16 protein-coding genes, 4 tRNA genes and 1 pseudogene are annotated in these 22,013 nt (G+C 62.0%); 19 read left to right on the top strand and 2 right to left on the bottom strand.

Annotated elements, in window-relative coordinates; all coding sequences use genetic code 11:
* The first annotated feature begins 181 nt into the window (after positions 1-181).
* The 10 genes from gltX to TK06_RS00305 all read left to right on the top strand — a co-directional run bounded on the left by gltX (position 182) and on the right by TK06_RS00305 (position 6,044).
* Positions 182-1,663 carry a glutamate--tRNA ligase gene (gene gltX / locus TK06_RS00260; protein ID WP_014337445.1) on the top strand — a complete coding sequence of 494 codons (1,482 nt, stop codon included), beginning with the start codon at positions 182-184 and terminating at the stop codon, positions 1,661-1,663.
* A gap of 146 nt (positions 1,664-1,809) precedes the next feature.
* Positions 1,810-1,885 (top strand) — tRNA-Ala (locus TK06_RS00265).
* A gap of 79 nt (positions 1,886-1,964) precedes the next feature.
* A tRNA-Glu gene (locus tag TK06_RS00270) sits at positions 1,965-2,040 on the top strand.
* Between the two features lie 53 nt (positions 2,041-2,093).
* Positions 2,094-2,169, top strand: a tRNA-Ala gene (locus TK06_RS00275).
* Positions 2,170-2,244: 75 nt separating this feature from the next.
* Positions 2,245-2,320 (top strand) — tRNA-Glu (locus TK06_RS00280).
* A 181-nt stretch (positions 2,321-2,501) separates the two neighbouring features.
* Positions 2,502-3,041 carry a TetR/AcrR family transcriptional regulator gene (locus TK06_RS00285; RefSeq protein ID WP_063320303.1) on the top strand — a complete coding sequence of 180 codons (540 nt, stop codon included), beginning with the start codon at positions 2,502-2,504 and terminating at the stop codon, positions 3,039-3,041.
* 28 nt (positions 3,042-3,069) lie between these two features.
* Positions 3,070-3,903 (top strand): alpha/beta fold hydrolase, encoded by an 834-nt coding sequence (locus TK06_RS00290; protein WP_063320304.1) that lies wholly within the window; start codon positions 3,070-3,072, stop codon positions 3,901-3,903.
* A 45-nt stretch (positions 3,904-3,948) separates the two neighbouring features.
* On the top strand, positions 3,949-4,398 hold the full coding sequence (locus TK06_RS00295; protein WP_063320305.1) for an acyl-CoA thioesterase: 450 nt from the start codon (positions 3,949-3,951) through the stop codon (positions 4,396-4,398).
* 113 nt (positions 4,399-4,511) lie between these two features.
* Positions 4,512-5,471, top strand: a complete 960-nt coding sequence (locus TK06_RS00300; RefSeq protein ID WP_063320306.1) for a tRNA dihydrouridine synthase — start codon at positions 4,512-4,514, stop codon at positions 5,469-5,471.
* Positions 5,472-5,591: 120 nt separating this feature from the next.
* On the top strand, positions 5,592-6,044 hold the full coding sequence (locus TK06_RS00305; protein WP_063320307.1) for an Hsp20 family protein: 453 nt from the start codon (positions 5,592-5,594) through the stop codon (positions 6,042-6,044).
* Positions 6,045-6,237: 193 nt separating this feature from the next.
* Here the strand turns inward: TK06_RS00305 and TK06_RS00310 are convergent, their stop codons facing one another.
* Positions 6,238-9,516: a sensor domain-containing protein gene (locus TK06_RS00310; protein WP_063320308.1), complete on the bottom strand. Its 3,279-nt coding sequence runs from the start codon at positions 9,514-9,516 to the stop codon at positions 6,238-6,240.
* 69 nt (positions 9,517-9,585) lie between these two features.
* A pseudogene (locus TK06_RS00315) lies at positions 9,586-10,478 on the bottom strand (LysR family transcriptional regulator).
* 157 nt (positions 10,479-10,635) lie between these two features.
* On the opposite strand from TK06_RS00315, the gene leuC reads away from it, so the two are divergent.
* The 9 genes from leuC to TK06_RS00360 all read left to right on the top strand — a co-directional run bounded on the left by leuC (position 10,636) and on the right by TK06_RS00360 (position 21,786).
* Positions 10,636-12,054, top strand: coding sequence for a 3-isopropylmalate dehydratase large subunit (gene leuC, locus TK06_RS00320; RefSeq protein ID WP_063320309.1), 1,419 nt, complete (start codon positions 10,636-10,638; stop codon positions 12,052-12,054).
* Positions 12,055-12,065: 11 nt separating this feature from the next.
* A complete protein-coding gene (leuD, locus tag TK06_RS00325; protein WP_063320310.1) occupies positions 12,066-12,710 on the top strand; it encodes a 3-isopropylmalate dehydratase small subunit in 645 nt (214 codons plus the stop codon).
* Between the two features lie 138 nt (positions 12,711-12,848).
* Positions 12,849-13,613, top strand: coding sequence for a class I SAM-dependent methyltransferase (locus TK06_RS00330; RefSeq protein ID WP_063320311.1), 765 nt, complete (start codon positions 12,849-12,851; stop codon positions 13,611-13,613).
* 66 nt (positions 13,614-13,679) lie between these two features.
* Positions 13,680-14,762 (top strand): 3-isopropylmalate dehydrogenase, encoded by a 1,083-nt coding sequence (leuB, locus tag TK06_RS00335; RefSeq protein ID WP_063320312.1) that lies wholly within the window; start codon positions 13,680-13,682, stop codon positions 14,760-14,762.
* 54 nt (positions 14,763-14,816) lie between these two features.
* A complete protein-coding gene (gene asd, locus TK06_RS00340) occupies positions 14,817-15,929 on the top strand; it encodes an aspartate-semialdehyde dehydrogenase (RefSeq protein ID WP_063320313.1) in 1,113 nt (370 codons plus the stop codon).
* Between the two features lie 153 nt (positions 15,930-16,082).
* Positions 16,083-17,093 carry an aspartate-semialdehyde dehydrogenase gene (locus TK06_RS00345; protein WP_063320314.1) on the top strand — a complete coding sequence of 337 codons (1,011 nt, stop codon included), beginning with the start codon at positions 16,083-16,085 and terminating at the stop codon, positions 17,091-17,093.
* 210 nt (positions 17,094-17,303) lie between these two features.
* On the top strand, positions 17,304-19,898 hold the full coding sequence (locus TK06_RS00350) for a FimV/HubP family polar landmark protein (RefSeq protein WP_063320315.1): 2,595 nt from the start codon (positions 17,304-17,306) through the stop codon (positions 19,896-19,898).
* Between the two features lie 367 nt (positions 19,899-20,265).
* Positions 20,266-21,090 carry a tRNA pseudouridine(38-40) synthase TruA gene (gene truA / locus TK06_RS00355; RefSeq protein WP_018610821.1) on the top strand — a complete coding sequence of 275 codons (825 nt, stop codon included), beginning with the start codon at positions 20,266-20,268 and terminating at the stop codon, positions 21,088-21,090.
* A gap of 63 nt (positions 21,091-21,153) precedes the next feature.
* Positions 21,154-21,786, top strand: coding sequence for a phosphoribosylanthranilate isomerase (locus TK06_RS00360; protein WP_063320316.1), 633 nt, complete (start codon positions 21,154-21,156; stop codon positions 21,784-21,786).
* The last annotated feature ends 227 nt before the right edge of the window (positions 21,787-22,013 follow it).

Below are 22,013 nucleotides of genomic sequence, written 5' to 3' on the forward strand. Positions count from 1 at the left end.
CCCCAGAGTTCGATCGAATCGCCCAATGATCCCTTGTGGGAGCGGGCTTACTCGCGATGGGGGCGATTCGGTCTGACGACTGGCGACACAAATCCCGCTCTCACTGGAGCCCGCCCGCCATCGCCTGTTACCATTCGCCCCCTGTTTGATCTTCGCTTTTATATTCTTTCCGAGACATGCCATGACCACCGTCCGCACCCGCATCGCGCCTTCGCCCACTGGCGATCCCCATGTCGGCACCGCCTACATCGCTTTGTTCAACTATTGCTTTGCCAAGCAGCATGGCGGCGAGTTCATTCTGCGGATCGAGGACACCGACCAGTTGCGTTCGACCCGCGAGTCCGAACAGCAGATCTTCGACGCCCTGCGCTGGTTGGGGATCGACTGGAGCGAAGGCCCGGACGTCGGCGGCCCGCACGGTCCGTATCGCCAGAGCGAGCGTGGTGACATCTACCAGCAATATTGCCAGCAACTGGTGGACATGGGGCATGCGTTCCCGTGTTTCTGCACCGCCGAAGAGCTGGACCAGATGCGCGCCGAGCAAATGGCCCGTGGCGAAACCCCGCGCTACGACGGCCGGGCGCTGCTGCTGTCCAAGGAAGAAGTCGCTCGTCGCCTGGCGGCTGGCGAGCCCCATGTGATCCGCATGAAGGTGCCAACCGAAGGCGTCTGCGTGGTGCCGGACATGCTGCGTGGCGATGTCGAGATCCCGTGGGATCGCATGGACATGCAAGTGCTGATGAAGACCGACGGCCTGCCGACGTACTTCCTGGCCAACGTGGTCGACGATCACTTGATGGGCATCACCCACGTGTTGCGCGGTGAAGAATGGCTGCCGTCGGCGCCGAAACTGATCCTGCTCTACGAATACTTCGGCTGGGAGCAACCACAGCTGTGCTACATGCCGCTGCTGCGTAACCCGGACAAGAGCAAGCTGTCCAAGCGCAAGAACCCGACCTCGGTGACGTTCTACGAGCGCATGGGCTTCATGCCCGAGGCGATGCTCAACTACCTGGGACGCATGGGCTGGTCGATGCCGGACGAGCGCGAGAAGTTCTCGCTGCAGGAAATGGTCGAGCATTTCGATCTGTCGCGCGTGTCCCTGGGCGGGCCGATCTTCGACGTCGAGAAACTGTCGTGGCTCAACGGCCAGTGGCTGCGGGACCTGCCGGTGGAGGAGTTCGCCGCACGTGTGCAGAAGTGGGCATTGAACCCTGAGTACATGATGAAGATCGCTCCTCATGTGCAGGGTAGGGTAGAGACCTTCAGTCAGATCGCCCCGCTGGCCGGTTTCTTCTTCGCCGGCGGCGTGACGCCGGATGCGAAGTTGTTCGAATCCAAGAAGCTTTCGGGCGACCAGGTGCGCCAGTTGATGCAACTGATCCTGTGGAAGCTCGAAAGCCTGCGTCAATGGGAGAAGGACAGCATCACCGCGACCATCCAGGCCGTGGTCGAATCGCTGGAGTTGAAACTGCGCGATGCCATGCCGCTGATGTTCGCCGCCATTACCGGCCAGGCCAGCTCGGTGTCGGTGCTCGATGCGATGGAAATCCTCGGGCCGGACCTCACCCGTTTTCGCCTGCGCCAGGCCATCGATCTGCTCGGTGGTGTGTCGAAGAAGGAAAACAAGGAGTGGGAAAAACTGCTGGGCGCGATCGCGTAAGCGTTCAATGAGGCAGGACATACCCCGGTTTTCCGGGGTTTGTCGGTAAGTGATTGTTATCCCGGCAAAAAATTTTCAAATTTGTTGAAAATAAATTTGACAGCCCTCCGATACGCCCTTAAGATTCGCCCCGTCCTCAGCGATGAGGGGCTATAGCTCAGCTGGGAGAGCGCTTGCATGGCATGCAAGAGGTCGACGGTTCGATCCCGTCTAGCTCCACCAATTTACACTTCAAGGCCTGGCCACACCGGTCTTGATGCGATCAACACTCAGCGTTGATCAGTTGTACAGAAGGGTTTGCGTCCCCTTCGTCTAGTGGCCTAGGACACCGCCCTTTCACGGCGGTAACAGGGGTTCGAGTCCCCTAGGGGACGCCAGTTTTACAGAAGCGATGTTGCAAGATGTCGCTCCGCCGCGAGGCGAAAAATCCGGGGCTATAGCTCAGCTGGGAGAGCGCTTGCATGGCATGCAAGAGGTCGACGGTTCGATCCCGTCTAGCTCCACCAATTACAGGTTCAAGGTCTGGCCACACGGTCCTTGAATCGATCAGTTCTCAGCACTGATCAAGTCAGAAGGTTTGTGTCCCCTTCGTCTAGTGGCCTAGGACACCGCCCTTTCACGGCGGTAACAGGGGTTCGAGTCCCCTAGGGGACGCCACGATTACCCGCTCTGCGGGATTTTATAAGGGTCATTCAATTCTTGAATGGCCCTTTTGTTTGTCTGGCGTTCGGCCAATTCCCTTGTCCTTGAAAATAGACTTCTGACCGGCGGTCAAAATTTCCGCTTGCGGAAAATTATTATAGGAATAATATTTCAATCATAATATTCGGAGGCGACGATGAGCGATAAAAAGGCACAAACCCGTGAACGCATTCTCAAGGCCGCCAGCGACGCGCTGATCCAGCGTGGGCCGGCTGAGCCGAGCGTGGGCGAGGTGATGGGCGCGGCCGGCCTGACGGTGGGCGGTTTTTATGCCCATTTCGAAAGCAAGGATGCCTTGATGCTGGAGGCATTCAAGCACTTGCTCAGCCGGCGTCGCGGCCTGATCGCCGACATGGACGGCGAGCTGACAGGCGAAGAGCGGCGCGCCCTGGTGGCGGCGTTCTATCTGTCGCGCAAGCACCGCGATTCCACCGAAAACGCTTGTCCGATCCCGGCGTCGGTCGGCGAGCTCGGCCGGCTGCCGGATGCGTTCCGTGAGGTCCTCAATGAGCATATCGAGCTGATGACCGCGCAATTGGCGGCCAGCCCGGAAGACGCCGACAAAGTCTTGGCCGACATTGCCCTGATGGTGGGCGGCCTGGCCCTGGCGCGGGCATTGGGCCCTGGAGAGTTGTCGGATCGTTTGCTGCGCGCCGCCAAGTCGGCGGTGCGATGAGCTAAGGCGCAAGCCCTGGAGATGAGCGATGAACAGGTTGAGCTGGATTCGTAGCGTCAATGGCACGCTTGGTTGGGTGGCTCCGCGCCTGGTAGCGAAGAAGATGCGTGGGGTGTTCATGCAGCCCCGGAACCTGCCGCCCCGCGACTGGGAGTTGCCGTTGCTGGCCAGTTCTGAGCGCATCACCTTGCGTTTCGGTCTGTCGGCGTTACGTTGGGGCAGGGGCCCGGTCGTCCTGCTGATGCACGGCTGGGAAGGGCGGCCCACTCAGTTCGGGGCGTTGATCACTGCATTGGTGGACGCCGGCTACATGGTGGTGGCGCTGGACGGCCCGGCCCATGGTCGCTCTCCTGGTCGCGAGGCGAATGTCTTGCTGTTCGCCAGGGCCATGCTTGAAGCAGCGGCTGAATTACCGCCGCTGCAAGCCGTGATCGGGCATTCCATGGGCGGTGCCAGTGCCATGCTGGCGGTTCAGTTGGGGTTGCGTACCGAGACCCTGGTCAGTGTTGCCGCGCCCGCGCGCATTCTTGGCGTGTTGCGCGGGTTCGCCCGGATCATGGGGTTGCCACCCAAGGCACGTTCGGCCTTCATTCGCGAAGTGGAGCGTGACGTCGGCATGCGGGCCGCAAAGATGGACGTCTCCCACTACCAGCTGGATCTGCCCGGGCTGATCGTCCATGCCGAGGACGACACATTCGTCTCGGTCAAGGAATCGCAACTGATCCACGAAGCCTGGTTCGACAGCCGCTTGCTGCGATTGCCCGAGGGTGGGCACCAGCGGGTGCTGGCCGATCCTCGTGTCATTGATGGGGTGTTATCACTGCTGGCCGGGCGCAGCCTGCAAGCGCGGCAATCGGCTTGATCATCCGTTACACTGCCCCGATCCACATTCGACCGGGAGAGGGGCATGGGCTGGGATCGCGCAACACCGTTCATTATTGATCTTCAGGTAAATGCCGAAGACATCGACGGGCTGGGCCACGCCAACAACGCGGTATACGTCACCTGGCTCGAGCGCTGTGCCTGGCGTCATTCCCAGCGCCTGGGCCTGGACCTGGTGGAGTACCGGCGCCTCGACCGGGCCATGGCAGTGGTGCGGCATGAAATCGATTACCTGGCAGCCGCCTATGAAGGCGACGAGCTGCAATTGGCGACCTGGATCGTCGACTGGGACCAGCGGTTGAAGATGACCCGGCATTTCCAGCTGATTCGGCCAAGCGACAACACCACGTTGCTGCGGGCCCAGACCACCTTCGTTTGCATCGAGCTGTCCACTGGCCGGCCCAAGCGTATGCCGCAGGAATTCATCGAGGGTTATGGTCCCGCCCTGGAACCGTCCGGCATCCTCGTGGATTGATCCACCGCCATCACGAGCAAGCTCAGCTCCCACAGGGATTGATGGTGAATTCCGATGTCATGGGCAAAATCCGGTAAACTGCCGCACGTTTTTTCCTTGAGTGTGTCTTTTTCATGCAAATTGCCCTGGCGCCCATGGAGGGGTTGGTCGACAACATCCTGCGGGATGTCCTGACCCGTGTTGGCGGGATCGACTGGTGTGTCACCGAGTTCATCCGTGTCAACGACCGCCTGCTCACGCCGGCCTATTTCCATAAGCTCGCCCCTGAGTTGCTGACCGGTGCCCAGACGGCTGCCGGCGTGCCGTTGCGGGTGCAGTTGCTCGGTTCCGATCCGGTGTGCCTGGCGGAAAACGCGGCGTTGGCGTGCGAGTTGGGTTCCCAGGTTATCGATCTGAACTTCGGTTGCCCGGCCAAAACCGTGAACAAATCCCGGGGCGGGGCGGTGTTGCTCAAGGAACCGGAGTTGCTCAACCAGATCGTCGAACACGTGCGCCGCGCGGTGCCCAGGCATATCCCCGTTACCGCCAAGATGCGCCTGGGCTTCGACAGCCCGGACGGCGCGTTGGTCTGTGCCACGGCGCTGGCCGAAGGTGGCGCGGCGCATATCGTGGTGCATGCGCGGACCAAGGTCGACGGCTACAAGCCTCCGGCCCACTGGGAGTGGATTCCCCGGGTGCAGGAAGTGGTCAAGGTGCCGGTGTTCGCCAACGGCGATATCTGGAGCGTGGACGATTGGCGCCGTTGCCGCGAAATCAGCGGTGTCGAAGACATCATGCTCGGTCGCGGTCTCGTTTCCCGTCCTGACCTGGCCCGGCAGATCGCCGCCGCTCGAGCCGGTGAGGAGGTGGTCGAGATGTCCTGGGTCGAACTGCAGCCGATGCTCCACGACTTCTGGGTGCAAGTGGTCGAGCAGCTGACACCGCGCCAGGCCCCGGGCCGGTTGAAGCAGTGGCTGGCGATGCTGACTCGCAATTACCCCGAAGCGGTGGCGCTGTTTAGCGCTTTGCGCCGGGAAACCGACCTGGACGCGGTGGGCCATTTGTTGGGTGTGCAGCGCACCGAAGCGGCCTGAAAAAAATTTCAGAAAAAGCTCTTGAAAAGTTTTTGGCGGTCCCTAGATAAGGGTTACGCGATGCCGAATTCGGGTCGCGGAGACAAAAAAACTTGCTGAATTTTTCAGGAGATTTGAATCATGAGTACTGCATTTTCGCTGGCCCCTCTGTTCCGTTCCTCGGTAGGTTTCGACCGTTTCAACGACTTGTTCGAAACCGCCCTGCGCAACGAGCCGGGCAGCAGCTATCCACCCTACAACGTGGAAAAACATGGTGATGACGAGTACCGCATCGTGGTCGCCGCCGCCGGGTTCCAGGAAGAAGACCTGGACCTGCAAGTGGAAAAAGGTGTGCTGACCATCAGTGGTGGCAAACGTGAAGCCAGTAACGACAGCGTCACCTACCTGCACCAGGGCATCGCCCAGCGTGCGTTCAAGCTGTCCTTCCGGTTGGCCGATCATATCGAGATCAAGTCCGCCGGCCTGCGTAACGGTCTGTTGAGCATCGACCTGTTGCGAGTGGTTCCGGAAGAGGCGAAAGCCAAGCGCATCCCGATCAACGGTGCGCAGCAGCAACCCGCGCTGCAAAACTGATGCATCGCAACTGAAGAAGGGCGCCAGATGGCGCCCTTTTTCATATTTGTACCTGTGGCGAGGGAGCTTGCTCCCGTTGGACTGCGCAGCAGTCCCAATCAATTGTCGAGGTACAGTCGACCGCTTTTAGGGCTGCGGCGCAGCCCAGCGGGAGCAAGCTCCCTCGCCACAACATCGCCTCTCATATTCCTTTCTATGGCAACAACCGCTCAAACGCCTCCAGCGGCAGCGGTCGGCTATGCAAATAACCCTGGTATAGATGGCAATCGAGCCCTTGCAGGAAGTGCAATTGCTCCAGGGTCTCCACGCCTTCGGCAATCATGATCAGGTTGAGGCTGCGGGCCATGGCGACGATGGCGCGGATGATTTCGGCGTCGTTGGGGTCGCTGGTGGCGTCGCGCACGAATGACTGGTCGATTTTCAGCGTGTCCACCGGCAGGCGCTTGAGGTAGGTCAGCGACGAATAACCGGTGCCGAAATCATCCATGGCGAAGCTCACCCCCAGTTTCTTGAGCCGGCGCATCTTGGCAATGGTGTCGTCCAGGTTCTGGATCACGATGCCTTCGGTGATCTCCAGTTTCAGCAGGGAGAAGGGCAGGCCATGAGTGACGAGGCTATTTTCGATGCGTTCGACAAAGTCGCTCTGGCGGAATTGCCGTGGGCTGATGTTCACGCACAGGCTGAATTGCTGGGGATCGATCTTGCCCTTGGCGATCAGTTGCTTGAAGCCGTCGCAGGCTTCATCGAGGATCCAGGTCCCGACTTCCAGGATCAGGCCACTGTCCTCCAGCACTTTGATGAATTCGTTAGGCGATTGGGCGCCCAGGTCCGGGTGGTGCCAGCGCACCAGGGCTTCGGCGCCGATGATGCGGTTGTCCCGGGCATCGACCTGAGGCTGGAAATGCACGCTGAACTCGCCACGGGCCAGGGCAAGGCGCAGATCGGTCTCCATGCGCAGTCGTTCGCTGGCGGCTTTTTGCATGGTGGTGTGAAACATCTGCGAGGTGTTGCGCCCTGAGTCCTTGGCGCGGTACAGCGCAATGTCGGCGCGCTTGAGCAAATCGGTGGGCGTGGAACCGTGGTCGGGAATCAGCGCTATACCGATGCTCGGCGTGACCTGCAGTCGCTGGCCATCGAGGAACATCGGCTCCGAGAGCAATTCGCGCAGGGTGTTGGCCAGGGTCTGCACTTGCTTGCTGACATCGCTGCGCGAGCCTTCCAGGCCGCTGAGCAGCACCACGAACTCATCGCCACCCAGCCGTGCGACGGTGTCTTCCAGGCGCACGCTGGCCTCCAGGCGTGCGGTGATGATCTTCAGCACGGTGTCGCCCACCGGGTGACCGAGGGAGTCGTTGATGTGCTTGAAGTGATCCAGATCGAGAAACAGCAGGGCGCCGCGCAAGTTGTGGCGCTTGAGCAGGGCGATCTGCTGGCTCAGCCGGTCCATCAGCAAGGCGCGGTTGGGCAGGTTGGTCAGCGGGTCGTGGTAGGCCAGGTGGCGGATCTGGGCTTCGGCATTGCGCAGCAGGCTCACGTCCCGGGCGGTCAGCAGCAGGCACGCCGTTTCATTGAGGGTGATGGGCTCGACCGAGACCTCCACCGTAAGGATTTCCCCCCGTTTATTGCGCCCGAGCATCTCCTGGTGAACGACGCGGCCCTTGAGTCGCAGCTCGGCCAGCAAGGCGGCTCGCTGTTTTTCTTCGGCCCAGATCCCCACTTCGTAGACGGTGTGCCCGATCACTTCGTCGGCGCGGTAGCCGGTCAGCCGGCAGAAGCCGTCGTTGACCTCGAGGTAGCGACCGCTTTCGAGCTCGGTGATGGTGATGGCGTCGGGGCTGGAATGGAACGCCTTGGCGAATTTCTCTTCACTGGCCTTGAGGGCGGCTTCGGAGCGTTGTTGCTGCGTGATGTCCCGCAAGGTCGTGACGATGCAGGGCTGGTTGCCGACGTTGATTTGCCGGCTGGAAATCACACAGGTCAATGGCTGGCCGTTCTTATGGTGAACGACGATGGCGACATTGTTCAGCGATTGTTCGCGGATCACCCGTTCGATGCGTTGCAGGCTGCTGCCCGAGGCATCCCATAGGCCGATTTCGTCGGCGTCGAGACCAATCACGTCGCTGGCGGTCCAGCCGAAGGTCTGGGTGAAACTGGAATTGATCTCAAGGAATCGGCCGCTGTCCTGGTGAGTGACGCAGATGGGGTCGGGGCTGACCTGGAACAGTGTGGCGAATTTTTCCTCCGAGGCGGCCAGGCTTTGTTCGCGCTCCACCTGGTCGGTGATGTCGAGCAAGGTGCCGGCCATGCGCAAGGGGCTGCCGTCGTCGTTGCGGTAGAGGCGGGCGCGGCTTTCCAGGTAGCGCGAACTGCCGTCCGGCAGTTGCACGCGGTAGGTCAACTGATAGTTGCCCGCCGGGCCTTCGCGCAGGCTGCGATAGGCATTGCGCATGTTGTTGCGTTCTTCAGTGGGGACGCCTTCGAAAAACGCATCGAACGATTCGTGGAACGGCTTGGGCTCCAGGCCATGGAGCTGCGCGGCCCGGGCCGAGCCGTAGAGCATGCCGCTGGGAATGTGCCAGTCCCAGGTGCCCAGTTGCGCCGAGTCGAGGGCCAGGTCCAGGCGTTCCTGGCTGTCCTTGAGGGCCTGTTCGGCGAGTTTGTGCTCGGTGGTGTCGAGGAAGGTACTCAACAGGTAGGGCTGGCCCTCCAGCTCGACTTTCTGTGCGCTGAGCAGGCCGGTGTGGATCTGGCCGTTGCTGGCCCGCAGTTCCACCTCCATGCTCGCCAGTTCGCCCCTGGCCTTGATGACCTCCAACAGTTTTACCCGTTGCCCGGGGTCGACCCACAGGCCCAGTTCCAGGGTGGTCCGGCCAATCACATCGTGCAGCGGCCAGCCGAACAGGCTTTCGAAATACTGGTTGGCCTCGCTGATCATCCCGTCTTCCTGGCGGGTCAGCAGCACCATGTTCGGGCTCAGGTGGAACAGCGTGGCAAAGCGCTTTTCCGAACTGCGCAGCGCCTGTTCCCGCTCGCGCTGATGGGTGATTTCGCGGATCACCCCGATCATGCGCGGGCGCCCGTGCTTGTCGGGCAGCACGCTGCCGCTGATCTCCAGCCAGTGCAGGCTGCCATCGGGCCAGACGATGCGGTGGTGCATGGCCTGTTCCAGCGGCGCTCCGGCCACTGCCGCGTGAAAGGCGCGCACGGCCCGGGCCCGGTCTTCGGGTAGTAACAGGTCCAGATAATCCACATCCGCTGGCAATGGCTGCCGCGGATCGAAGCCGAACAGCGCCTGGGTGCCCCGGGACCAGCTGATCTGTCCGCTGTCGATGTCCCACGACCAGGCCCCCAGCCGTGCACCGTTCAGGGCGGCCAGCAACTGCTGCGCGCTGTCCCAGCTTTGTTCGGACCGTTTCGGGTCGAGCGCCTGGATGCGTGGCAAGGGCGGAAGGTGGTCAGCGGGTTTGGGCATTATCTCGCGAGCCTTGAGCGGGTTTGGGCATAAAGCACAAGCGTTCGGGCCCTACAGGCGCGGCACAACCTATGCCCTTGTCCCTGGCAAATCGATTTGTGCGTCCAGTAAGGCCATGAAAGCCCGTGCGGCATTCGATAGCGTCCGTTCGGTGTGCAAGATATAGCCTAGCTGGCGACTGAGTTGTATGCCCGGTAAAGGAATGCGCGCCACCTGTTCGTCGAGCATGGTGCGCGGCAAGACGCTCCAGGCCAGGCCGATGGAGACCATCATTTTTATGGTTTCCAGGTAATTCGTGCTCATGGCGATGTTCGGCGTCAGGCCCTGGGCTTCGAACAGCCGTTGCACGATGTGATGGGTAAACGTGTTGCCCCCCCGGGAAAACCGCTGGATGCAAGGCAACGTCCGCCAGGCTGACCGCGCCGTTTTCCAGCAGCGCATGCTCCGGGGCGACCACGAAATCCAGGGGGTCGTCCCACACTGGCTTGGCCCGTACCAGCGTATGGGGTTCGGGGGGCGAGGGTGATGACGGCCAGTTCCGCCCGACCATGGAGGATTTCTTCGTAGGCCACTTCCGAATCCAGAAACTGGATATCCAGCGCCACCTGGGGGTAGCGTCGGGTAAATTCCCGCAATAACGGCGGCAGGCGGTGCAGGCCTATGTGGTGGCTGGTGGCGAGCGTCAGGCGCCCGGTCACTTCGCCGGTCAGGTTGGTCAGGGCGCGGCGGGTGTCGTCCAGCACGTTGAGGATCTGATAGGCCCTTGGTAACAGGGCCCGGCCGGCCTCGGTCAGGCCCACTTCACGACCGAGGCGGTCGAACAGGCGCACCTTGAGTTGTTGCTCAAGGCCGGCAATGCGCTTGCTGATGGCCGGCTGGGTCAGGTGCAAGCGTTCGCCGGCGCCGGAGAAACTGCCCGTCTCGGCGATGGCTATAAAGGCATTGAGGTTGGCGAGATCCATGGCGGTTCCGATTGAATTCCAGTTGGTTATGCAAAGTATGAAAAATATGAATTTGAGTTATTTAATGTAACCCCATAGGATCAGCCTCACAAGCCAAGGGGTTATTGATTCGTTCAAGGCCCGGGGCATAGAAACAAGCTGATGAGGAAACCGTCTGATGGCCGGCAAAACGCTCTACGACAAGCTCTGGGATTCGCATTTGGTCAAGCAGCGCGACGATGGCTCGGCGCTGATCTACATCGATCGTCACATCATCCACGAAGTGACGTCGCCGCAAGCCTTCGAAGGCCTGCGCCTGGCCGGGCGCAAGCCGTGGCGCATCGATGCCAACATCGCGACCCCGGACCACAACGTACCGACCACGCCAGAGCGCAAGGGCGGCATCGAAGCCATTGTCGACCAGGTCTCGCGCTTGCAGGTCCAGACCCTCGACGATAACTGTGACGAATACGGCATCGTCGAATTCAAGATGAACGATGTGCGCCAGGGCATCGTCCACGTCATCGGCCCGGAGCAGGGCGCGACCTTGCCGGGCATGACCGTGGTCTGCGGTGACTCGCACACCTCGACCCACGGTGCTTTCGGCGCCCTGGCCCATGGCATCGGCACCTCCGAGGTGGAGCATGTGCTTGCCACCCAGTGCCTGGTCGCCAAGAAAATGAAAAACATGCTGGTGCGCGTCGAGGGCAAGTTGCCGTTCGGCGTGACCGCCAAGGACATCGTCCTGGCGGTGATCGGCAAGATCGGCACCGCCGGCGGTAACGGCCATGCCATCGAGTTCGCCGGCAGCGCGATCCGTGACTTGTCCGTCGAAGGCCGCATGACCATCTGCAACATGTCCATCGAGGCCGGTGCCCGCGTGGGCCTGGTGGCCGCCGATAAAAAAACAGTGGAATACGTCAAGGGCCGTCCGTTTGCCCCGAAAGGCGCCGAGTGGGACATGGCGGTCGAGGCCTGGAAAGACCTGGTCTCCGATGCCGATGCCAAATTCGACACCGTGGTCGAGCTCGACGCAACGCAGATCAAGCCGCAAGTCAGCTGGGGCACTTCGCCTGAGATGGTGTTGGCGGTGGACCAGAACGTACCGGATCCGGCCAAGGAAATGGACCTGGTCAAGCGCGACTCCATCGTCCGCGCCTTGAAATACATGGGCTTGAGCGCCAACCAGGCGATCACTGACATTCAGCTCGACCGCGTGTTCATCGGCTCCTGCACCAACTCGCGGATCGAAGACCTGCGCGCTGCGGCGGTGATCGCCAAGGGCCGCAAAGTCGCCTCGACCATCAAGCAGGCCATCGTGGTACCGGGTTCGGGCCTGGTGAAGGCCCAGGCGGAAGCGGAAGGGCTGGACAAGATTTTCCTCGAAGCCGGTTTCGAATGGCGTGAGCCGGGCTGCTCCATGTGCCTGGCGATGAACCCGGACCGTTTGGAGTCGGGCGAACATTGCGCCTCCACCTCCAACCGTAACTTCGAAGGCCGTCAGGGCGCCGGTGGCCGTACGCACCTGGTGAGCCCGGCCATGGCCGCGGCGGCGGCTGTCAACGGCCGTTTCGTCGACGTCCGCGAATTGATCTGAAGGAGCGCAGCATGAAAGCTTTTACCCAGCACACCGGTCTTGTCGCGCCTTTGGATCGTGCCAACGTCGACACCGACCAGATCATTCCCAAGCAGTTCCTGAAGTCCATCAAGCGCACCGGCTTCGGCCCGAACCTGTTCGACGAGTGGCGCTACCTGGATGTCGGCCAGCCATACCAGGACAACTCCAAGCGCCCAGTGAACAAGGATTTCGTGCTCAACGCCGAGCGTTACCAAGGCGCCAGCGTGCTGCTGGCCCGTGAGAACTTCGGCTGCGGTTCCAGTCGTGAGCACGCGCCATGGGCCCTGGAAGAGTACGGTTTCCGCAGCATCATCGCGCCGAGCTACGCCGACATCTTCTTCAACAACAGCTTCAAGAACGGTTTGCTGCCGATCATCTTGAGCGACGCTGAAGTGGATGAACTGTTCCAGCAGGTCGAGGCCAACCCCGGCTATCAGTTGCAGATCGACCTGGCGGCCCAGACCGTGACCCGTCCCGACGGCAAGGTGCTGGGTTTCGAGATCGACGCGTTCCGCAAGCATTGCCTGCTCAACGGCCTGGACGATATCGGCCTGACTTTGCAGGACGGCGAGGCGATTGCTGCGTTCGAGGCCAAGCACCGGGCGAGCCAGCCTTGGTTGTTTCGCGATGCTTGATTTTGCGTAAGGCGTAAAGACACCATCGCGAGCAAGCTCGCTCCCACATTGGATTTGCGGCGTTCACAAAGCCCCCGTGGGAGCGAGCTTGCTCGCGATGGGGCCGGCCCAGGCAAGACAAAACCACAAGGACATCCCATGACCAGCACCGCCCACAGTCAGGTTGTACAAAAGCAATTCGGTGAACAGGCCTCGGCCTATCTGAGCAGTGCCGTGCACGCCCAGGGTGCTGAATTCGCGCTGCTACAAGCTGCATTGGCCGGTCGTGGCGATGCGCGGGTGCTGGACCTGGGGTGCGGTGCCGGCCATGTGAGTTTCCACGTGGCGCCGCTGGCCGGTGAAGTGGTGGCTTATGATTTGTCCCAGCAGATGCTCGACGTGGTTGCCACGGCGGCTGCCGAGCGTGGCCTGGGCAATATCGGCACGGTATGCGGCGCCGCTGAGCACCTGCCGTTCGCCGACGCTGAGTTCGACTTCGTGTTCAGCCGCTATTCGGCGCATCATTGGAGCGATCTGGGCCTGGCGTTGCGGGAAGTGCGCCGAGTGCTCAAGCCGGGCGGGGTGGCGGCGTTCATCGATGTCCTGTCGCCTGGCGCGCCGTTGCTGGACACGTACCTGCAAAGCGTCGAAGTGCTGCGTGACACCAGCCATGTGCGCGATTATTCGGCCGGTGAGTGGTTGCGGCAGGTCAGCGAGGCGGGGCTGCACACCCGCAGTACTTCGCGTCAGCGCCTGCGCCTGGAGTACCGCTCGTGGGTCGAGCGCATGCGTACCCCCGAGGTGATGCGGGCGGCGATTCTCGAGCTGCAGCGATCGATGGGCGACGAAGTGCGTGAATATTTTCAGATTGAGGCCGATGGTTCGTTCAGTACAGATGTGCTGGTGCTGTGGGCCGAGCGATAGCATTTTTCCCGGCCAGGCGTTGGGTACAAAGCCCAGGCGTGTGCCGACAGAGCAAACGAGGAAAGCATGAGCAAGCAGATTCTGATTCTCCCAGGTGATGGCATTGGCCCGGAAATCATGGCCGAAGCGGTCAAGGTCCTGGAGCTGGCCAACGACAAGTACGGCCTGGGCTTCGAACTCAGCCACGACGTGATCGGCGGCGCCGCCATCGACAAGCACGGCGTGCCCCTGGCCGATGAAACCCTGGACCGTGCCCGTGCAGCCGATGCCGTGCTGTTGGGCGCCGTGGGCGGCCCGAAGTGGGACAAGATCGAACGTGACATCCGTCCTGAGCGCGGCCTGCTGAAGATTCGCGCGCAACTGGGCCTGTTCGGCAACCTGCGTCCGGCGATTCTTTATCCGCAACTGGCCGATGCGTCGAGCCTGAAGCCGGAAATCGTCTCGGGCCTGGACATCCTCATCGTCCGTGAACTGACCGGTGGTATCTATTTCGGCGCCCCGCGTGGCACCCGAGAGCTGGAAAATGGCGAGCGCCAGGCCTACGACACCCTGCCGTACAGCGAAAGCGAAATCCGCCGTATCGCCCGGGTCGGCTTCGACATGGCCCGCGTGCGTGGCAAGAAGCTGTGCTCGGTGGACAAGGCCAACGTACTGGCTTCCAGCCAACTGTGGCGTGAAGTGGTCGAGCAGGTGGCCAAGGATTACCCGGACATCGAACTGAGCCACATGTACGTCGACAACGCCGCCATGCAACTGGTGCGTGCGCCGAAGCAGTTCGACGTGATCGTCACCGACAACATGTTCGGCGACATCCTGTCCGACGAAGCGTCGATGCTCACCGGCTCCATCGGCATGCTGCCGTCGGCCTCCCTGGATGCCAACAACAAGGGCATGTACGAGCCGTGCCACGGTTCGGCGCCGGACATCGCCGGACAGGGCATTGCCAACCCATTGGCGACCATCCTGTCGGTGTCGATGATGCTGCGCTACAGCTTCAACTTGAACGATGCCGCCGACGCGATCGAAAAAGCCGTCAGTGTGGTCTTGGACCAAGGCTTGCGCACCGGTGACATCTGGTCGCAAGGTTGTACCAAAGTCGGTACGCAGCAAATGGGCGATGCAGTAGTCGCCGCGCTGCGGAATCTGTAATCTTTCGGGCCCACCGCTCCGACGGTGGCCCACTTTTGTATAGGTGTAGTTGCGATGAAACGTGTAGGTCTGATCGGTTGGCGCGGCATGGTCGGTTCCGTGCTCATGCAGCGAATGCTGGAAGAGCAGGATTTCGATCTCATTGAGCCGGTGTTTTTCACCACTTCCAATGTCGGTGGCCAGGGCCCGTCCGTGGGCAAGGACATCGGTGCGCTCAAGGATGCCTACAGCATCGAAGAGCTCAAGACCCTCGACGTGATCCTGACCTGCCAGGGTGGCGACTACACCAGCGAAGTCTTCCCCAAGCTGCGTGAAGCCGGCTGGCAGGGTTACTGGATCGACGCCGCTTCCAGCCTGCGCATGCAGGACGACGCGGTGATCATCCTCGACCCGGTGAACCGCAAGGTCATCGACCAGCAGCTGGACGCGGGCACCAAGAACTACATCGGCGGCAACTGCACCGTCAGCCTGATGCTGATGGGCCTGGGCGGCCTGTTCGAAGCGGGTCTGGTGGAATGGATGAGCGCCATGACCTACCAGGCGGCGTCCGGTGCCGGCGCGCAGAACATGCGTGAGTTGATCAAGCAGATGGGCGCCACCCACGCCGCCGTCGCCGATGACCTGGCCAACCCGGCCAGCGCCATCCTCGACATCGACCGCAAGGTCGCCGAGGCGATGCGCAGCGATGCCTACCCGACCGAGAACTTCGGCGTACCGCTGGCCGGCAGCCTGATCCCCTGGATCGACAAGGAACTGCCTAACGGCCAGAGCCGCGAAGAGTGGAAGGCCCAGGCCGAAACCAACAAGATCCTGGGTCGCTTCAAGAGCCCGATCCCGGTGGACGGCATCTGCGTGCGCATCGGCGCCATGCGCTGCCACAGCCAGGCGCTGACCATCAAGCTGAACAAAGACGTGCCGATCGCCGACATCGAAGGGCTGATCAGCCAGCACAACCCTTGGGTCAAGCTGGTGCCGAACAACCGCGAAATCAGCATGCAGGAGCTGAGCCCGACCAAGGTCACCGGCACCCTGAACGTACCGGTCGGCCGTCTGCGCAAACTGAACATGGGTTCGCAGTTCGTCGGTGCCTTCACCGTCGGCGACCAACTGCTGTGGGGCGCGGCCGAACCGCTGCGTCGCATGCTGCGGATCCTGCTCGAACGTTGATCGATTGCTGCTGTGAAAGAACCCGTGCCTTGTGAGAGGTGCGGGTTTTTTTATCTCGGTCGGGTGAGTGCCACAGGTTCTCTTGTGTTCAATTGCTTGCCCGCCAGCCACCCGGTAAAGTGCCGCTCCCCACGTTTTACCTGAGGTAGACCCATGAGCCAGTCCTTTGATATTGCCGTGATCGGCGCCACCGGTACTGTCGGCGAAACCCTCGTGCAGATTCTCGAAGAGCGGGACTTCCCGGTCGGCAACCTGCACCTGCTGGCCAGCAGCGAATCGGCAGGCAGCTCGGTGATGTTCCGCGGCAAAAACGTGCGGGTGCGCGAAGTCGACGAGTTCGATTTCAGCAAGGTCCAACTGGTGTTCTTCGCCGCCGGTCCGGCGGTGACCCTGAGTTTCGCCCCGCGGGCCACGGCGGCTGGCTGTGCGCTGATCGACCTGTCCGGCGCCTTGCCGCCTGAACAGGCCCCGCAGATCGTGCCGGAAGCCAATGCCCAGATGCTCGCCGGCTTGGGCAAGCCGTTGCAGGTCAGCAGCCCCAGCGCTTCGGCCACGGCCTTGGCGGTGGTGCTGGCGCCGCTGCGCGAATGCCTGGACTTGCAGCGCATCAGCCTGACCGCGAGCCTGGCTGTGTCGGCCCAGGGCCGCGTGGCGGTGAGCGAATTGGCGCGCCAGACCGCCGAGCTGCTCAACGCCCGTCCGCTGGAGCCGAAATTCTTTGATCGACAGATGGCGTTCAACCTGCTGGCCCAGGTCGGCACCCCGGACGAGCAGGGTCATACGCAGCTGGAAAAGCGCCTGGTCCGCGAGTTGCGCCAGGTGCTGAATCAACCTTTGTTAAAGATTTCCGTAACTTGCATTCAAGCCCCGGTGTTTTTTGGCGATAGCTTTAGCGTGACTGTGCAGTCTGCGACTCCCGTCGACCTGGCCAAGGTCAACGCGGCGTTGGAAGCGGCACCCGGTATCGAGCTGGTGGATGCGGGCGATTATCCGACGGCGGTAGGCGATGCGGTGGGGCAGGATGTGGTCTACGTTGGTCGTGTGCGCAATGGGATCGACGATCCGGCGGAACTAAATATGTGGCTGACGTCAGATAACGTGCGCAAGGGCGCGGCACTCAATGCCGTGCAGGTGGCTGAGTTGTTGATAAAAGACTTGCTGTAAAAGATACTTGGCATCAATTTGTCGAATGATTCTAGCTGGGCGCTATGCTTGGCCGGAGTGCTAAAGGCGAACATCCCTCTGGGGGACTTTCCCGGGGCATGAGTGAAATGATCGCGCGCACCGTCGCATCGGGGCTGCGCGCAATGCCTTACGGCAGCGGCATCAATACCTTCTCGCTGGCCGAGGAATGTTCAAACAAAGGAAGAGGCTATGGTTCAAGTTCGCAAACTGGTGTTAGCAATAGCGGCCGCCTCGGCGCTGTCCTCCGGTATGGCGCAAGCGCTCGGGCTCGGGGAATTGACCCTGAAGTCGACGCCGAACCAGCCTCTGGTCGCCGAGATCGAGTTGCTCGACGTCCAGCAACTGACCGCTGCCGAAGTCGTGCCGAGCCTGGCCTCGCCCGATGACTTCGCCAAGGCCGGCGTCGACCGCCAGGCCTTTCTCAACGACCTGAGCTTCACCCCGGTGATCAACGCCAATGGCAAGAGCATCCTGCGGGTAACGTCCAGCCGGCCGCTGTCTGAACCGATGGTCAAGTTCCTGGTGCAGGTGATGTGGCCCAACGGCCGTCTGCTGCGCGACTACAGCGTATTGCTCGATCCTTCCAAATTCTCGCCACAGGCCGCTGACGCGGCCCGGGCGAAACCGCCCCAGGTCGTGGCCACGCCGGTCACCGGGGCCACCAAGCCTTCCCAATACACCACCACGCCGCGCGATACCCTGTGGGAAATCGCCGCCAAGGTGCGTAATGGTGGGTCGGTCCAGCAAACCATGCTTGCGATCCAGGCGTTGAACCCGAACGCATTCATCAACGGCAACATCAACCTGCTCAAGACCGGTCAGGTCTTGCGCCTGCCCGACCCGGTGCAAAGCACTGCACTGCCGCAACCCCAGGCCATTGCTGAAGTGGCTGCGCAGAACGCCGCCTGGCGCTCGGGTCGCCGTGGCGTGGCGGGTGCTGGCAAGCAGCAGTTGGATGCCACCAAGCGTGGCCGTGGCGAAGGCGCGCCGGCGCAGGCTGCCGGTCGCGACAACTTGAGCCTGGTGTCGGCCGACTCGGCGAAGGCGGGCGGCAAGGGCAAGGGCGCTGCCGGCGATGCCCAGGCGCTTAGCAACAAGCTTGCAGTCACCCAGGAAAGCCTCGACTCGGCTCGCCGGGATAACGAAGAACTGAAAAGCCGCATGGCAGATCTGCAGAGCCAACTGGACAAACTGCAGCGCCTGATCGAGCTGAAGAACAACCAACTGGCCAAGATGCAGGCCGAAGGTGCCGCCGTTCCTCCTGCTGGCGAGGCACCTCCTGCAATGTCCGCAGAGTTGACCCCTGCGCCAGCGGCACAGGCCCCGACGGCTGCGCCTGCGCCAGAGGCGGCCCCGGAAGCGACGCCGCCTGCCGCTCCGGTCGAGCCGACGCCTGCCGCGTCCAACGAGCAAAAATACAATGACCTGCTGACCAACCCGATCCTGCTGGGATTGATTGGCGGCGGCGCGGTGCTCCTGCTGTTGCTGCTGTTGTTGCTCGCCCGTCGCCGCAAGGCTCAACAGGAAGCGGAAAAGCATTTGCGCATGGCTCGAGCCCTCGAGGAGGAGGCTGACTTCTCCCCGGAGCTCGATCTGCCCCCGAGCAGCTTCGAGGGCATTGATGTTCCACCGCCAAGCGTGAAACTCGAGCCAAAACCCGCGCCTGCCCCTGCGCCAGTGCCCAAGCCGGCTCCGGTGGTCGCGCCTGTGGTGGTCACACCGCCTATCGCGGCGCCATTGGTGGCTCCGGCTGCCGAGCGCTCCGACGACGTGCTGCCCCAGGCCCAGTCCCATATCGACCGCGGTCGCTTGAACCAGGCCGCTGACTTGCTTGAGCAAGGCATCAAGGCCGAGCCTCAGCGCAGCGACCTGCGCCTGAAGCTGATGGAAGTCTACGGTCAGCAGGGCGACCGCGACGCTTTCGTCGCCCAAGAACGCCAATTGGTGGCCAATGGCGAGAATTTCGCCCAGGTCGAACAGCTGAAAAGCCGTTTCCCGGCCATGGTGGTCGCCACCGCCGCAGGCTTGGCCGCCGCGACCGTGGCAGCAGAGCTGGACGCGCAGTACGTCAAGGACCTGCTGGAAGACAAGACGCCGACCGACGAGGAGTTGGACAACGCCTTCGACCTGAGCCTGGATGACCTGGAAACGACCCCGGTTGCGCCGACGCCAGAGCCTGTCGCTGAGCTGGACGCGTTCCCGGAAGATGACGACCTGAGTTTCGAGTCGGTGCTCAAGCAGCAGACTGAAGCCAACGAAAGCCTGGACGACCTGTCGGAATTCGACCTGGACCTGGGCGCCGAGGCGCCGACGCCGGTTGCGGCGCTCGACGATGAAGACTTCCTGCTGGACCTGGATGACGACCTCAAGGGCCTGGATCTGCCTGCGACTGAAACGCCAGCCTTGGCCGACATCCCAGCCGACGATCTCGAACTGCCAGCGGATTTCGATCTGTCCCTGTCTGACGAAATGGACGCGCACGATGCGCCCAAGGATGCCTTCGAGTCCGAGCTGGACGATGTGAACGCCGAGCTGGATCGCCTGTCCGACAGCCTGGGCCAGCCGACGTTTACCGCCGAAGATGCCTTGGTCGGCGCCGAAGACGAACCGGACTTCGACTTCCTTAGCGGTACCGATGAAGTGGCGACCAAGCTCGATCTGGCCCAGGCCTACATCGACATGGGCGACAACGACGGCGCCCGCGACATCCTCGGCGAAGTCCTCAGCGAAGGCGACGCCACCCAGAAGAGCGAAGCGCAGGAGATGTTGTCGCGCCTGGCGTGAATCAGCGGTTATACAAAAGCGGCAGCCAGTGAGGCTGCCGTTTTTTTTGCGGGTGATTCACACCGCTCTTGGTGGCGAGGGAGCTTGCTCCCGCTGGGCTGCGAAGCAGACCCTCTCCATGGTGCGTCGAGCACTTTTGCGAGCGCTGCGCACTCGAGCGGGAGCAAGCTCCCTCGCCACAAAGACTTGTCTTGGTCTGGAAAATCACCTGAGCCTCTGTGCGAGCTTGCTCGCGATAGCGCCAGCCCATTCAACACAGGATCACCCGCCGGACTGGCATCCCTAGCCATCGGCCTTATAATGCCCGCCTTTGCGTACTTCAGCAGGCTGTAATTCCTTGGCAAACATAGACAACCCGGCCGCCGAAATGGCGGCCGACGGCTTTTTCCGGATCGCCTTGGGCGTTGAATACAAAGGCTCGCGCTATCGTGGCTGGCAGCGCCAGGCTTCCGGTGTGTTGACGGTGCAGGAAACCCTCGAAAACGCCCTGTCCAAAGTCGCCGACTCGCCCGTGTCGCTGCATTGCGCCGGCCGTACCGATGCCGGCGTGCATGCCTGCGGCCAAGTGGTGCATTTCGACACCCAGGTCGAGCGTTCGATGAAGGCCTGGGTGATGGGCGCCAACATCAACTTGCCCCACGACGTCAGCGTCAGTTGGGCGAAGGTGATGCCGGCGCATTTCCATGCACGCTTCAAGGCCATCGCCCGGCGTTATCGCTACGTGATCTACAACGATCAGATCCGCCCGGCGCACCTGAATGAAGAAATCACCTGGAATCACCGCCCGCTGGACGTCGAACGCATGGCCGAGGCCGCGCAATACCTGGTCGGTGTCCATGATTTCAGCGCCTTCCGTGCCGGCCAGTGCCAGGCCAAATCGCCGATCAAGGAGTTGCATCACCTGCGCGTGACCCGTCACGGCAAGATGATCGTGCTCGACATCCGCGCCAGCGCGTTCCTGCATCACATGGTGCGCAACATTGCCGGCGTGCTGATGACCATTGGTGCTGGCGAACGGCCGGTGGAGTGGATCAAGGAAGTGCTCGACAGTCGTGTCCGTCGCTCCGGTGGCGTCACCGCGCACCCGTTTGGCTTGTACCTGGTACAGGTCGAATATCGCGATGAATTCGAGCTGCCGGAGCGTTACATCGGGCCACATTTCCTCACGGGCTTCTCGGAACTCGACGGCTGACGCCCTCCGCAGCATTTGCTACCATCCGGGACTTTCACGGATTTGCCTGAGGTTTTACCCACCATGCCGGTCGTTCGCAGCAAGATTTGCGGGATTACCCGCGTCGAGGACGCGTTGGCGGCTGTCGAGGCCGGGGCCGATGCCATCGGGCTGGTGTTTTACGCCAAGAGCCCGCGCGCGGTGACGGTGCAGCAGGCGAGAGCGATTATCCAGGCCTTGCCGCCGTTCGTGACGCCCGTGGGCCTGTTCGTCAACGCCAGTCGTTGCGAGTTGGGCGAAATACTCGATGCGGTGCCGCTGGGCCTGTTGCAGTTTCATGGCGACGAGGCCCCGGCCGATTGTGAAGGCTGGCATCGCCCGTACATCAAGGCGTTGCGGGTCAAGGCCGGGGATGACATTGCCGCCAGTTGCGCAGCGTTCGCCAGTGCCAGCGGCATTTTGCTGGACGCCTATGTGGAAGGCGTTCCCGGAGGGACCGGCGAAGCGTTCGATTGGTCGCTGGTGCCCCAAGGCCTGGACAAACCGATCATCCTGGCCGGTGGCCTGACCGTGGACAACGTGGCCCAGGCCATTCGCCAGGTTCGCCCTTACGCGGTGGACGTGAGCGGAGGTGTGGAGCAGGGCAAGGGCATCAAGGACCCTGCAAAGATTCGTGCATTCATGGCCGCTGTGCGCAGCAGCCAGTCGTCAATGTGACGGCTGGCAGACTGCCGCCGTCCATACCAGCACTGTACAAAGCAGGCCGGTGCCGCCTCCGGGTGGGCCGATAGCGAAGTGGTAGCCGCCGTGCGGTTGCCGGGATGGCTGAGGAAGGTTGGGTTGCACGCAGGTCATGTTTTGCACTGACCGTGGTGGCCCCTCGACTCGCCGCACAATGAATTTAGCTCAAGGGCATACGCGGGGCCGCGAACCAAAGCGTTCGG

This window comes from Pseudomonas fluorescens (assembly GCF_001623525.1).
Classification (GTDB): Bacteria; Pseudomonadota; Gammaproteobacteria; order Pseudomonadales; family Pseudomonadaceae; genus Aquipseudomonas; species Aquipseudomonas fluorescens_Q.